Here is a 13,538-nt window from a genome sequence, read left to right as displayed (position 1 = left end):
CTATATCATGGTAGTATTAAATGCTGGAGCAGTGATTATATGAAAACAATCCTTCTATGGCTAATGCGCTTCTATCAGAAGGCGATTTCTCCTATGTTCCCACCTAGTTGCCGGTTCAATCCGACATGCTCTAACTACGGCATAGAAGCAGTACAAGAACATGGTGCACTAAAGGGTGGCTATCTTACAACCAAACGTATCCTTAAATGCCATCCATTCCATCCGGGCGGATATGATCCCGTCCCTCTCAATCCCGATAACTACAAAAAGAAGCAGTGATCACTGCTTCTTTTTTTCGTCATAAACCTTCTGATTACGCACTCTTGAGACTTTGCCTGTGGAAGTCATCAAGATTTGTGACATCCTTATAATTTCTTTTGGTCTTTTATATTTTGCAACCCGACCCTCCAAATGCCTCATGATCTCAGCATCTTTGATTGTCATCCCATAGCGCGTCTCTATAAGTAGCACAGGTACTTCGCCCCACTCTTTGTCTTTTCTTTTTACGACAACAGCATTTGCCACTTCAGGCATCATCATGATTACATCCTCAATTTCCTTAGGGTAGACATTCTCTCCCCCGCTGATGATCAAATCCTTGCGCCGATCCAATATATAGAGGTAACCTTCTGCGTCGATATAACCCATATCACCGGTCCTGAAGTACCCGTCTGATAGTTCCATCTCTGCATTGAGATAGCCGTTCGTCACTGGTGCACCATGTACTAGCAGCTCCCCATCATTGGTTTCGTCTATTTGTATACTAATGTTCTCGAGCGGTCGGCCGACAGTGCCTTCAAGGATTTTAGGATCATCATGGCCGATTGAAACAATCTGAGAACATGTTTCCGTCATACCAAATGAATTGTAGACCGGCAATCCAGCATCAAGCGCGTCACTCAGCACCTGCCGGGTTACACCCGCTCCACCAAGTAGTACACCCTGAAGGTTGTGAGCAGGAATGGGATGGTTTAGCAACCGGGATAGCATGACTGGCACCATGCTGGTATGCGTTACACTGTGTTCAGTTATTCTCTTCCACACCGTACTTTCGTCGAACTTTTCCACAAGCACCATCGTACACCCGCGGATTACCGATCTTAGCAGTACTGAGAAACCGGAAATATGGTAGATCGGGTTCACGTTCATCCATATGCTTTCTTCCGAATAGCCGAAACGATTCTCGCATCCTCGGGCAGAAGCATAATGGTTACGGAAAGTCTGAGGGACTGCCTTCGCTCTGCCGGTCGTCCCGGAAGTGAACATGATCGAGAGAACATCATCACCTGATATGCCTGACTTGTCGACAGGCAAGGCAGTAAGAGTCAAAAGCTCTTTCAATTGGTAGATGTTATATCCGTCTAGTTCGAGTGGCTCAGTAGCCACTATAGTGTCGACAGAGATATCCTCAAGCTGGGCGGTAATCTCATGTGGTGTCAGCCGTGTATTGATCATGACAACTTCGATTTTAGCTAATATGGCTGCATGGATGATGTAGATTGCGTCCAGAGTATTGCCGATATATAGAGCGATACGTTTGCGCTCGAGAGATTCAACGTGCGCTTTCAGTCTCTTCGATTCATCATATAATTTTGAGAAAGTTACCGTTTCTTCATTAAAAACCACAGCCGGTTTATCGGGCAGGCGCTGTGCCTGGAGTTCCAGCCAATTATACATATTTTACGCCACCTTTAAAAAAGCCCATCTTTCGATGAGCTGATGAATGCTTATGGGAATCTCGGGAACTGTCCGAAATCCGGCTTTCTTTTTTCCTTGAATGCTTCTCTGCCTTCTTTGGCTTCGTCTGTTGTATAGTAAAGCAACGTTGCATCCCCCGCCATCTGCTGGAGGCCTGCAAGACCGTCCGTGTCAGCGTTCATGCCAGCTTTCAGCAAACGGAGCGCCGTTGGAGAGTGTGCCATCATTTCTTCACACCATTTGACTGTTTCATCCTCAAGTTCGTCAAGCGGTACAACAGTATTCACGAGTCCCATATCAAGTGCTTCTTCAGCATTGTACTGTCTGCATAGGTACCAGATCTCGCGTGCCTTCTTATGCCCAACGATGCGCGCCAGGTAGCCGGCACCATAGCCAGCATCGAAAGAACCCACTTTCGGACCTGTCTGGCCGAATCTTGCATTATCTGCTGCGATTGTCAGATCACATACGACGTGGAGCACATGGCCCCCACCGATTGCGTAGCCTGAAACCATGGCTACAACAGGTTTTGGAATGACGCGAATGAGTCTCTGCAGGTCGAGTACATTCAGACGTGGGATATTATCTTCACCGACATAACCACCGTGCCCGCGTACTTTCTGGTCTCCACCGGAACAAAAGGCCATATCGCCCTCACCTGCTAAAACGATGACCGCAACATTCTGATCATCTCTCGCTCTCATAAATGCATCAATCATTTCAGTGACAGTCTGCGGTGTAAATGCATTACGCACTTCCGGACGATTAATCGTCACCTTTGCAATTCCATTGTAATATTCATATTTAATTTCATTATATTCCTTAAGCGTCTGCCATTCTCTTGACATACTTCATCCTCCTAATAAGAAATCTATCATCATTGTACCAAATTTTTTCGGAGATTCCATATGGACGTTGTGCCCTGCACCTTCAATAACTACAAGTTGTGCATCAGGCAACATCTCCGCCATCTTAGAATTGATTGATTTGAACTTTGTATCCTGCTCCCCGACTACAAGCAACACAGGTATAGTTATGTGCTTTAACCTCTGCCAGTAGGATGGTTGTACGCCGGTACCATACTTGAGCAGGCTGTCCGCCACTTCCTTTGGCACTTGGGCGAGTCGGTTGCGACGTTGGCTTGATCGCTCCTCGCTCATCAGGTGTTTCTGACTATCAAATAGTGCCATTGTTTCCCATGCATCAATAAAGACGGTGTAGTTAGCGGTGATATCGTCTGCCCTTTTTCTGTCGATCAATAGACGCGCTTGCCTGTCCTCCAAAGAAGCAATACCCGGTGAAGCGCTCTCGATTATAAGACGTTCTACCGCCTCGGGGTAATTAATTGCAAAAGACAGCGCCACCCGCCCCCCCATGGAGTACCCTAGTATATCTACCTTTTTAAGACCAAGCTCTTTGAGGAGGGACTGTAGACCGTCTGCAATCGTCTCAATCGTATAGTCGATATCTGTACTCCGGGTGCCACCAAAACCGGGCAAGTCGACCCGCAAGATATTGAAGTGCGGCGAGGCAGTTCGGGCAATCTGCGCCATGCTATCCATATCCGAAATAAAACCATGAAGAAGCAATAGTGTCCGCTCTCGACCGCTGCTGCTGAAGTCATAGTTAAATCTCAACGGATTTCACCACATCTTCAATCTGTCTGCGGAGCTTTTGATGGGAAGCGACATTGACTGCCCGATCCGTTTTGATTTCAATAATGTTTCTGCCGCTTCGATTCATCAGCTCACTCGTTACATCTTGGACTCTATCAGCACTGGCATAGTTGAAACCATATAGTTTCGCAACATGGCTGAAGTCCAGATCAAGCGGCGTGCCAAAAAGCCGTTCGAAATGGTCTTTATCTTCACTTTGCGGTAAGAAACTGAATATGCCACCCCCATTGTTATTGAAAACAATGATGGTGATATCTATGTCTTCGAGCTTGGATATGACGAGTCCATTCATATCATGATAAAGCGCAATATCCCCGATGATTAAAGTGATGCGCGTTTTCTGCGCCATACCGAGTGCGGTTGATACCACACCATCAATCCCATTCGCCCCTCTATTGGCATAAATCTTCTGCGTGTTAGCGAGATCATAACGCTCACCATCTCTGATTGGCATACTGTTAGATAAAAACAGCGCACGGTCGGGATCCGTGTACCTGATGATTTCGTACATGAAACGACCTTCATCTTCATAATCACTTATATAGGCTTCAATACGGTTACCAATACGGTGATCAAGTTCAGTCAGCCAGTGTTTCGGGCCCGCACCATGTGCTGTAAACACAGTATTCTCAAACAATGCACCAATCGGCCCAATATGAACCGCTTGTGGTGTTAATGGGAAGGTTTTCAGCTGCTGGTACTCACTGAAGAGATATTGCGCGATATGTGTTTTTGTCAGGAACTGGTTAGTTACTTTCGACGTCAGGGGTTCACCGATTCTTATGATGAAGTCGACTTCAGCTTCAAGACGCTCAAACTGTGCATCGTTCATGTTGCTGAAGATTAAATCATGATGCGTAATAACACCTGGAAGCATACGTCGCATATGCTGGCGTGGATCGGCAACGACTGTAAGATTTTCACGATCAAGAATTGAGCATATATTTTCGAGATTTTCAGTTGTCTCGCCGATGAACACTAGCCCCTGTCCCTCAAAACTCAAGTTGGATGACAGTGTGATACCATGCTGGGCTACAGTCTTTGCCGTCCTATGGAAAAGATCTGTACGTGCCATATCCGGCATAAGCGGCTCCCTGATTGGTATGTTGATATGGACTGGACCGCAATCTACTCCGCTGAAAAATTGCGAACACTGCAAAATTTTCGTCTCCAACATATCCGAGTGGGATGGATGACCATCCGCAATTGGCAGTTCTGTATAGTATCTGACGTAGTTGGCGTACATATTCTGCTGATTAATCGCCTGTGGAGCACCGACATCCCTTAGTTCATGGGGACGATCTGCTGTCAGTGCGACAAGCGGAATATGGCTGAGGTCCGCTTCTGCCATCGCCGGCGTATAATTGGCTGCTGCAGTACCAGAGGTACAGATCAGACCGATTGGTGATCGATCATTTTTGGAGAGTCCCAGCGCAAAGAAAGCTGCACTCCGCTCATCGGGATGAATATAAGTTCGGATATCGGGATGAAGTTCTGCTGCCAGAGCAATCGGCGTCGAACGAGAGCCCGGGCTGATTACCACTTCCCGCACGCCGTGAGACTGCAGGAGGTCCATCAATGTAAATACCTGATACGTCAATGTTTCCTGGTGATCCAGTGGCATCATCTAGGTCCAACCCCCAGTACATTCAGCATTGGTGTAAACTTGACACGTGTTTCCTCAAACTCCTTCTCGCTTGAAGACCCTTTGACGATGCCGCACCCTGCAAACAAGGTTGCACTATTTGCATGTAGCAGCATAGATCTTAGAGCAACGACAAATTCACTTTCGTTATCTTCATGAATGATCCCGATGGGGGCAGCATAAAGCCCTCTCGTCCCATATTCTTCTTCCATGATATACTCTTTGGCACGATCTTTAGGCATGCCGCCGACAGCCGGTGTTGGATGAATCGCATCGAGCAGTTCGAATATACTCGTTTCCTCAGTCAACTCTGCTTTAATCGGTGTATGAAGATGATAGATATATTTATTCTCTAAAACATCCGGTTCCGGAGCAAATTCTACCCAGTCGGTGTAAGGCGCCAAGTCTTCCACAATCGATTCCCTTACCAGTTCGTGCTCATAGCGGTTCTTTTCATCCTTCAAAAGGAAAGATTTCTGTTCTTCATCTCTGACTGCTTCACCAGTACGTTCTGAGGAGCCGGCAATCGCGTTGGTTCTTAAGGTATTGTTTTTTATATCGAACAGCTTCTCAGGCGATTTAGAAATGAACAGGGACTTTCCTTTTTCGTAGTATATTGTGTAAGTATTCGCCTCGTCGTTCAATCTTTTCAGAAGAAAAAGAGGATCAACCCGGGATTTAAAAGTGAGGAGACGCTGTCTGGCAAGTACCACTTTTCTAAAATCATCGTCATCCAGTATGTCCACAGTATGATCCACAAGGGCTTTCCACTCTTCAGGAAAGATATCCTTTTCCATATTGATTTGCGGCGCCTCAAATGTACGAGGCGAGGCTGCCGAAATATTCTCAAGTTCATCTGATATTTCCGTAAGAACAGAAGTGATATCTACCGTTTCAAGCGGAACTGAATAGAAAAGTTCCTTATTGGCAAGATCAAACTGCCACTTGGGAAGGTGAAAGTCCACCATCGCGAAGTCATTCCACTCATCGGAAGTATCCTTACTGTCAAAGCGCGTTCCCCCGAACAAGCTAAGTGCGGAGCGCATTCCACCTTCCATTGGGATCTGCTGTATCTTCTCATATAGTGAAGATTTCTGGACGGAGAGTGCTTTTGCAGAGTATTTGTCTCTCCTGATACTTTCCAGATACTCTATACCGATTGTGTTGTATCGCTCATCTTTAGAACGGAACCAGTACCTCTCACCCTGAGATTCATGGAAATATGAAAAAATCTTCTGTTCATCTAGATCATACCCATGAGTAGGTAGCTGCAGACTGAGGTACGTACTCTCAGAATCCAGCCTGACGTCGTCCAGAATATATTGATATGCTTCCAAGTTCATTAATACACACTTCTTTCTGCATAATTAATGCTATTTTATCATTTATTCATTTAGCTGTGTATGATATATGATCAAATGTGCTAAAATTGTTTCATGATTAATTGAAAAGGAAGATGGACATGCAAGGAACAGATACACATACCGGTATTAGGAAGTATATCAGCCTGACCAGGCCCCATACCCTGACGGCAGGTTTCATACCGGTGCTGGTCGGAACAGCCAGCGTACTATTATTTTCATCCATCAGGTGGGATATGTTTTTCGCAATGCTCATCGCAACATTGCTCATCCAATCTGCAACCAATATGTTCAATGAGTATTTCGACTATAAGAAGGGGCTCGATAGTGCTGAGTCGGTAGGTATCGCTGGGGCAATCGTGAGAAACGGCATGTCACCCGCTGCTGTAATGAACATTGCAGTCGCTTTCTATATAATCGCTGGATTGATCGGTATCTATATCACTGTGAACAGCTCTTTTTGGGTCATTATCGTTGGCGCGATATCGATGGCAGTGGGGTACTTCTATACAGGGGGGCCCTACCCGATATCCTGGACGCCTTTCGGAGAAATCTTTGCCGGCTTTTTCATGGGGACCGTCATAATAATGATTACGTTCTTCATCCATACCGGCACACTCCACTACTTCCCCCTCATGATGTCCATTCCTGTTGCCATAACGATCGGTCTGCTTAACATGGCCAATAACATCAGGGACAGAAAGAAAGATAAGGAAAGTGGCCGAAGAACGTTTGTCATACTGGTCGGAAAGCCGGTCGCAGTCATTACTACAACTCTGCTTTTGGCATTCGCGTATGGTTTTATCGGATGGATTGCGCTATTCAAACCTTACGGGTCGGTCTTCATGCTTTTAGTATTTTTGTCGCTACCGATTTTTATAAAAACAGTCAGATTGATGTGGAAAGGCAGTACGCCAAAGGAACTGATACCTGCCATGGCTTCCATGGGTAAGCTCAATACCATTTTCGGTTTGCTACTTACAATCGGACTCACACTGAACGGACTTACAGGCATTTAAATAAAGACCTTGGCGAAATTCGCCAAGGTCTTTATTTAAATCTTTTATTCTCCATCACATTCGAATGGAAATCTTGGAAGCACTGAAAGTGGTTTGGATTTAGGTTTCGGAAAGTGCGGCTGCGTATCGCACCTCTCTCGTTCAGTACCTTCAAAAATAGAATGCCTTTCTCGAAGTTCGATAGGCTGTTGGTGGAATAATCAAATTCCAACTCCCTGATGTCTTCTAGCTTGAACTGGGTGATTTCCCAGTCCGCTTCTTCACTGAACCCCTTTATGATAGAAGTATGTACACCGATTATTTCATCATCGAGCAGGAAATACATTCCGGTTCGTGTCAAGTTGACCTTACAGCAACCGATGCAATGCACCGGTTTGAACCGGTAAACCTCATAGTCTATACTGTCTTTAAAGTGATGCCTTGCGGCTCTGAAGAACTGCATTTCTTTGCCTTCCAGTGCATACTGCATTGTCAATATTTGTTCTAAGCTCTGTGGCAACTCCAAGGCATCGAGGTACTCGTTGATTTCATGATAAGCTATCATATGCATTCTCCGTACTGTATCGATATTATTTGTATCTCTATTATACTACAAAAACGTAAAAAAATGATTATTTCATAACTCGTAATAATATTGATTATTCTTAAAACTATATTATAATTAATGTGTATCTATAATTTTAGGGGGAAATTTATATGAGTCTAAGAAAATACTTGCTCGCAGGCGGACTTTCCACAGTTCTGCTTCTTGGGGCATGTAACGAAAATGGTGATTCCGAAGAGGAGTCGACTGAAGAAGAGACAGTAGAAGGAGAAGATAGCGAAGAAGCATCCACAGAAGAAGAGGCAACAGAGAATGAATCCACTGACGATTCAACTGAATCCGACGAAGTCTCATTCTCAGGGGAGTACGGGGATTACAACATGACCGAGTTCGGTCAGTACACCATGGAAGCAGAACCTTCTGAAGAAGAAACAGAAGAAGGCGCTGAAGAGGCGGGACCGACTGAGCTTGTGACAATCGAGTTCGAATTCACAAATAATTCCGATGTTGCGACTTCTCCACAAGAAGCATTTGGCCTCGACCTCGCTGTAAGACAGATGATGGAAGGTGGGGCGACGACACTAGAGAACATGACGATGGATCTACCTGAAGACTTCGAAAAGAGTGCAGAAGTAGATGCATCCTCAGAAATGATTGAATCCGGTGAAACGGTAACTGCCGTTGTTGCATACGGTCCGGTGGATCCTGAAGTGGAAACTGTGCTACAGAGCCGCGAGAATCCGATGGCTGACGAAGAAGTTGAACCGCTTGATTACACCATTGAAATGGAAGCGTCTGAAGGTGCAGAAGAGGAAACTACAGAAGAAGATACCATGGAAGATTCCGAAGAATAGTATCGTGGTTTCATATGATCGGAAGAACAATGACCTTGGCCATCATGGCCAGGGTCATTATCATTAAGGAGTAGCGCATGATAGTAACAACAGGCGGCAGAACCGACAATATTACAATTGATCGTGCCAAAAAAATCGCACTTTCAAATGAGTGCCCTTATGTAGAACGCAAGAAAAAATCAATCAGTATGCTCAAAAAGACATACAGGCAGGACATCATCATTGTAGGTAGAAGCCATATTTCTGTTAATCCCTTGGATCAGGAAGCACCGATGACATTTCATCCCAATATGGCCATGATACGTATTCGAAGACTCATAAAAAATGAATTGGACCCTTTTATCTCGGCAACCACACTCAAACCAGGCATGCGTCTACTCGATTGTACGATGGGGCTTGCTTCAGATAGCATCGTTGCAAGCCTCCAGGTGGGTAGTGACGGTCATGTCACTGCCCTAGAAGCAGATCCCCTCCTCCACCTCATGGTTTCTGAAGGTCTAAAGACCTACGATACAGGCATTGATGAGATGAATAAAGCCATGCAACGGATTACTACGGCGAACATAGATCATTATGGCTACCTCAGTCAATTACCGAATGACGCATTCGATGTAGTCTATTTCGATCCAATGTTCGATGAGAGTATCGAGGCATCAGATGGTATTCAGAACATCCATTCTCAGACTCATCAAACAGAACTTTCAATCGGAGTCATCCGTGAAGCAAAACGTGTTGCTAAAAGACGTATCGTACTTAAAGATCATTGGAAAAGTCCCAGATTTACTCAATTGGGATTCACACAATTGAGAAGAAAAAGTAGCCTCTTCCATTATGGATATATCGATGTTTAGTTTAAACCGTAATGGGAATCAGATGTATGTATGGTTTCAAAAAACAAATAGGAGTGATTCTTTATGGCACACGAACAGCACCAGCAGCTCATTAGTACACTACACGACTGCATGGCAGCCTGCAACCACTGTTTCGACGCTTGCTTGAAAGAAGAAGATGTCAAGATGATGGCAGAGTGCATACGACTAGACAGAGAATGTGCGGACATATGCAATTACCTTGAACAGGCTATCGCAAGAAATTCACCATTCGTCAAAGAGCTGGCCCACGTATGTGCAGCTATATGCGAAGCTTGTGGCAAAGAATGCGAAAAACACGATCACGACCACTGCCAACAGTGTTCACAAGCATGCTTTAAATGCGCAGAAGCCTGCAGAAACGTTGCGTAAACAAGATGAAAGGAGGAATCTTGCACCTTCCTCCTTTCTTACATAATTATTAATTGATGATAAAATGCATAGTGTTTCAATCACTGGAAACTCTTATATCGCAAAAAAAAACACACTCCATCAAAATCGATGGGGTGTATTTTTTACTGATACATGAAATTACGGACAGTGAGGGACTTAGAACATTTCCCGCAACCTATCATAACAGTTTAAAGTGTTGATTTAATAGTGTTTTCTTATAACTTATAGCCCGTAACTCATTATAGTTTGCCAGATAAAATGGCACAAGAATGGCACAAGAATGCTACACTATAATTAACAAATTATAGGGGGTTACATAAGTTGAATAAGCACTTTTTATTGCTCAGTTTGATTTTTGTCATTATGTTATTTGGTTGTGTGAGATATGAGGATGGTGAACCCGTCGAGAAAACTGTTGCTGTTGACGAGGAAGACACGGATGAAGAAACTGTAGAGGAGCCAACAGAAGAAGTCTCAGAAGAGTCTACCGAAGAGATAGCTGAGGAAACTACGGATTCTGCCACGACAGAAGATGAAACTGAAGCACTGCCTGAAGAAATTGCGGATCTCAATCCAACTGACGTGCGTAATGATAATACTGGCGAATGGCAAGTGGTTGTTACTTCTAACAATGTGCGTATGCCAGATAATGCACAAGCCTACTACGAGGAGTACATGGATGAAGATGGCAACCACTACATAGTCAGCTTCGCTACGAATACGACAATTAACTTGAACGCTATGGGCAATATGCTCTTTGTAACCGTCACTGAATACCAGGATGGAGAAGAACACGATGCTAATGCTTTGGCTTCAGGCATGCTGTTGCAGGATTATATTGTTTATCTGGATACCGGAGAAATTGAACAGTTATAAAAAATAAGCCACCCATTGAGGTGGCTTTATTTGTATCTGCGTTTAGTCCAGGGCGCATCTTTTATACTGCGCTTATTTACTCCCAATAATTCAAGCAGCTCTCGTACAGTCATTTCTTCGTCGCAAAAAATTCTAGGTGTATGGTGGGAATAGCCGAATACCGATTTGCCTTCTCTATTTATGTACACTTTGTCATGCAGCATTGCTCGACCGTCGAGCATGTCCTGCCTGACTTGTTTGTAGATGGTATAATTTCCATGATCATAAAGCCTCACTATTTCATCACCTCAATAAGATATTATGCTAATAGCAAAGAAATAGGAACACACTCACCCAAAATATTCTGGGGAGAATAGAATTTCGTAAATATGATCAAATGATATGGCAAACATCTCGTAATTCTTACAAACGATTACTGTACGTGCCCCATTATCGACGTACTTGATTTCACACTCTAGGTGTAATTCGAAGCCTTCAGCCCAATAACGGAGTACGACAATCTCCCCTACCTGCCGACGAACCTGCTCCTCTAGCCTGACGAGAGTCTCTTCATCAAAAGATGGTGGGTCACACTTTGCTTGGTCCTCAATCATACGTGCAATGCGCTCATACTGCTCCGGCATTGTCGCAAACGGTTGCCACTTAATCATGCCCCGACCTTGCGGTATATTTGAATTCAGCTTTTCAACAGGTATTTTTCTGTAATCCGTTTCTTGATTAACTCTTGTACTCATCGCCATCACCTCTTAGGATGATTATAGCGAACACTTGTTCGTAATGTAAAGTAAAAAAAGACACCCATATAAAGGGCGCCTGTTATTCAGATTCTTCTTTTGTGTCTTTATTACTCTTAGACCTGTTACCAGTGCTTTCTGTGAAAGAACCTATCATAGAAAGAGCAGTGAACCCACCAAAAATTGATCCGACGATTGTATAATCATTGACTATTAAATAGAAACTACCACCAAGTATACTCATTCCTACTATGAATGCAATTGTGTTTTTGAAGTAAAATCTTGAAGCAAAGTGTTTCAGTTGATCATTCTCATAATTACGTCTGTGACTGGACTCTTCTACGCCATTATCAATTATTTTTTGAGCAGCGCCTTCGTAAAGAGACTCATATCCACCTAATATTTGCGGATGAGGGATTGGACCGTGATGCATTTCCATTGTAGCTATAACCTCTTCGCGTTCATCCGGCTCGAGCTTTTCAAGCTTTTTGACTACCTCTACAACCTCTGCGATTTGATCCTCATTCTCCATATCGAGCAATTGCCTTTCTCATGTCTCTACCAATTTTAATATTATCCATCCTGATTTTTTCTCTGTCTTTTTCAAGTGGATTTTTAACCTCTGTTTTGATTTCTTCAGAGACACTTATAATAATTGTATAAGTGGATTTGCCTGTGTTGTTTGCGATTTTCTGTGTGTTACTTACTACTTCATTACTTAACGACATGACCCGCTTAGTTAAACTTTGACTAATTATATTTACAAAGTTAAACATGTTCATCACTCCTAATGTGATTTTAATTATAAAGCACAAATTATGATAATACAATTCTATGTGCTTTTCTGGTCATATTATCTTATACCCGAAAATGAAATTATAAAATATGTATCCTCGCTCGAATGAGGGGGGGGCATTTTTATTAACTACACGCCATTAGTATTACTATGCTCGTTTATCTCATGGAGCAAGAAGTTGCTAATCAATTGGGTTTATTTCCAATGGATTCATTTTTGAATAAGTAAGCACTCCATCAGGTAGCACAATATTATTAAAACGATTATTACTCAAATATGCAGTCCCTATTCTAGGCATACCTATCATTCTCAGTAGGCCGCTTACCCCAACATCTAAGCTATGAGGCAACATGATACGTTCAATGCTATTGTAAATATTTTCAGAAGACCCTTCACTCAGCAACTCAAATATCTCGAGCGTAAGATCATACTCTTCTCTTCCATCAAACTCGAAAGCACTGACCATTAATGTGTAAGAATTATAATCTAAATTTTCTTCGTCTAAATAGTTCGGGAGAAATATAACCAATCTTAGTGTCCTGTAATTTTCGACCAATATTTTAGTGACATTAATGAAGTCTATTTCTTTTTCTACCAATGGAGTTCTATCCATCTTTTTACACCATCCTCTCTATCAATAATTGCTTTCATGCGCCTTTCTGAAGTCTTTTTTGCATCTGATCCTTTTATCCTTTTGTATCTCAATGTGGGGTCCCACTGGGAGGATACAGACCAGTAAGCCTTAAACTTAGGGTTATTCTGCTGCTCTTTTTTAAATTCATCTTTCAAATTTGCTTTAGTCAATAGAGCATCAAACTTATGTGTCTTATACTTACCTTCCTCAGCACTTAAGTTAAAATTGTTACGATGACATAAGGCTGCCTTTAAGGCATATTCTATAACGTAGCCTGAATCTCTAATGACATTCCGGTATATTTCAGCGTTCATTGCTTCATGTAAATCTTCCAAATGGTCTTCAGTTAGTGCTTTCCAAAACTCTCTATAATTCATAGCTACCTCCAATACGTATTTGTATTAAAAGTAGCAGAAATAAATTTAATAAAATAGTCAGA

18 protein-coding genes are annotated in these 13,538 nt (G+C 43.2%); 6 read left to right on the top strand and 12 right to left on the bottom strand.

Features of this window, described 5'->3' with window-relative positions; translation table 11 throughout:
• Positions 1 to 39 precede the first annotated feature (39 nt).
• The gene (yidD, locus tag ACFOJ8_RS03195) at positions 40 to 279 is read left to right on the top strand and encodes a membrane protein insertion efficiency factor YidD (protein WP_380653216.1); all 240 of its coding nucleotides are present in this window, start codon (positions 40 to 42) and stop codon (positions 277 to 279) included.
• Here the strand turns inward: yidD and menE are convergent, their stop codons facing one another.
• Genes menE through ACFOJ8_RS03170 form a run of 5 tightly spaced genes read right to left on the bottom strand, consistent with a single transcriptional unit; the run spans position 280 to position 6,362 of the window.
• Positions 280 to 1,677, bottom strand: coding sequence for an o-succinylbenzoate--CoA ligase (menE, locus tag ACFOJ8_RS03190; protein ID WP_380653213.1), 1,398 nt, complete (start codon positions 1,675 to 1,677; stop codon positions 280 to 282).
• A 50-nt stretch (positions 1,678 to 1,727) separates the two neighbouring features.
• A complete protein-coding gene (menB, locus tag ACFOJ8_RS03185; protein ID WP_380653210.1) occupies positions 1,728 to 2,546 on the bottom strand; it encodes a 1,4-dihydroxy-2-naphthoyl-CoA synthase in 819 nt (272 codons plus the stop codon).
• A gap of 3 nt (positions 2,547 to 2,549) precedes the next feature.
• The gene (gene menH / locus ACFOJ8_RS03180) at positions 2,550 to 3,335 is read right to left on the bottom strand and encodes a 2-succinyl-6-hydroxy-2,4-cyclohexadiene-1-carboxylate synthase (protein WP_380653207.1); all 786 of its coding nucleotides are present in this window, start codon (positions 3,333 to 3,335) and stop codon (positions 2,550 to 2,552) included.
• Positions 3,325 to 5,001, bottom strand: a complete 1,677-nt coding sequence (menD, locus tag ACFOJ8_RS03175; RefSeq protein WP_380653204.1) for a 2-succinyl-5-enolpyruvyl-6-hydroxy-3-cyclohexene-1-carboxylic-acid synthase — start codon at positions 4,999 to 5,001, stop codon at positions 3,325 to 3,327. The genes menH and menD overlap by 11 nt, the downstream gene beginning before the upstream one ends.
• Positions 4,998 to 6,362, bottom strand: a complete 1,365-nt coding sequence (locus ACFOJ8_RS03170; RefSeq protein WP_380653201.1) for an isochorismate synthase — start codon at positions 6,360 to 6,362, stop codon at positions 4,998 to 5,000. The genes menD and ACFOJ8_RS03170 overlap by 4 nt, the downstream gene beginning before the upstream one ends.
• Positions 6,363 to 6,481: 119 nt before the next feature.
• Between ACFOJ8_RS03170 and ACFOJ8_RS03165 the strand changes: the two genes are divergently transcribed.
• Entirely contained in the window at positions 6,482 to 7,399 is a 918-nt protein-coding gene (locus tag ACFOJ8_RS03165) for a 1,4-dihydroxy-2-naphthoate polyprenyltransferase (protein WP_380653199.1), read from the top strand.
• A 31-nt stretch (positions 7,400 to 7,430) separates the two neighbouring features.
• On the opposite strand, the gene ACFOJ8_RS03160 is transcribed toward ACFOJ8_RS03165, so the two are convergent.
• A complete protein-coding gene (locus tag ACFOJ8_RS03160; protein ID WP_380653196.1) occupies positions 7,431 to 7,943 on the bottom strand; it encodes a hypothetical protein in 513 nt (170 codons plus the stop codon).
• A 152-nt stretch (positions 7,944 to 8,095) separates the two neighbouring features.
• Here ACFOJ8_RS03160 and ACFOJ8_RS03155 point away from each other — a divergent pair, with 152 nt between their 5' ends.
• The 4 genes from ACFOJ8_RS03155 to ACFOJ8_RS03140 all read left to right on the top strand — a co-directional run bounded on the left by ACFOJ8_RS03155 (position 8,096) and on the right by ACFOJ8_RS03140 (position 10,935).
• The gene (locus ACFOJ8_RS03155; protein WP_380653193.1) at positions 8,096 to 8,797 is read left to right on the top strand and encodes a DUF5067 domain-containing protein; all 702 of its coding nucleotides are present in this window, start codon (positions 8,096 to 8,098) and stop codon (positions 8,795 to 8,797) included.
• 77 nt (positions 8,798 to 8,874) lie between these two features.
• Entirely contained in the window at positions 8,875 to 9,648 is a 774-nt protein-coding gene (locus ACFOJ8_RS03150) for a class I SAM-dependent methyltransferase (protein ID WP_380653190.1), read from the top strand.
• Positions 9,649 to 9,711: 63 nt separating this feature from the next.
• Positions 9,712 to 10,038, top strand: coding sequence for a four-helix bundle copper-binding protein (locus tag ACFOJ8_RS03145; protein WP_380653189.1), 327 nt, complete (start codon positions 9,712 to 9,714; stop codon positions 10,036 to 10,038).
• Between the two features lie 342 nt (positions 10,039 to 10,380).
• Positions 10,381 to 10,935 (top strand): hypothetical protein, encoded by a 555-nt coding sequence (locus tag ACFOJ8_RS03140; protein ID WP_380653187.1) that lies wholly within the window; start codon positions 10,381 to 10,383, stop codon positions 10,933 to 10,935.
• A gap of 26 nt (positions 10,936 to 10,961) precedes the next feature.
• Here ACFOJ8_RS03140 and ACFOJ8_RS03135 read toward each other — a convergent pair whose 3' ends face one another.
• From ACFOJ8_RS03135 to ACFOJ8_RS03110, 6 genes are all read right to left on the bottom strand, one after another.
• Entirely contained in the window at positions 10,962 to 11,210 is a 249-nt protein-coding gene (locus tag ACFOJ8_RS03135) for a hypothetical protein (RefSeq protein ID WP_380653184.1), read from the bottom strand.
• A gap of 54 nt (positions 11,211 to 11,264) precedes the next feature.
• Complete coding sequence (locus tag ACFOJ8_RS03130) at positions 11,265 to 11,669, bottom strand: YolD-like family protein (RefSeq protein WP_380653182.1); 405 nt, start codon at positions 11,667 to 11,669, stop codon at positions 11,265 to 11,267.
• Between the two features lie 82 nt (positions 11,670 to 11,751).
• The gene (locus ACFOJ8_RS03125; protein WP_380653180.1) at positions 11,752 to 12,201 is read right to left on the bottom strand and encodes a DUF2335 domain-containing protein; all 450 of its coding nucleotides are present in this window, start codon (positions 12,199 to 12,201) and stop codon (positions 11,752 to 11,754) included.
• Positions 12,191 to 12,445 carry a hypothetical protein gene (locus ACFOJ8_RS03120; protein ID WP_380653177.1) on the bottom strand — a complete coding sequence of 85 codons (255 nt, stop codon included), beginning with the start codon at positions 12,443 to 12,445 and terminating at the stop codon, positions 12,191 to 12,193. The genes ACFOJ8_RS03125 and ACFOJ8_RS03120 overlap by 11 nt, the downstream gene beginning before the upstream one ends.
• A 201-nt stretch (positions 12,446 to 12,646) precedes the next feature.
• Positions 12,647 to 13,063 carry a hypothetical protein gene (locus ACFOJ8_RS03115; protein ID WP_380653174.1) on the bottom strand — a complete coding sequence of 139 codons (417 nt, stop codon included), beginning with the start codon at positions 13,061 to 13,063 and terminating at the stop codon, positions 12,647 to 12,649.
• Positions 13,057 to 13,476 carry a hypothetical protein gene (locus ACFOJ8_RS03110; RefSeq protein WP_380653171.1) on the bottom strand — a complete coding sequence of 140 codons (420 nt, stop codon included), beginning with the start codon at positions 13,474 to 13,476 and terminating at the stop codon, positions 13,057 to 13,059. Before ACFOJ8_RS03110 ends, ACFOJ8_RS03115 begins: the two co-directional genes overlap by 7 nt.
• Positions 13,477 to 13,538: the final 62 nt, after the last annotated feature.

The sequence above is a fragment of the Salinicoccus sesuvii genome, assembly GCF_042648145.1.
GTDB lineage: Bacteria > Bacillota > Bacilli > Staphylococcales > Salinicoccaceae > Salinicoccus > Salinicoccus sesuvii.
Note: the sequence above shows the minus strand (reverse complement) of the source record. Positions and strands in the feature narration are given on the sequence as shown.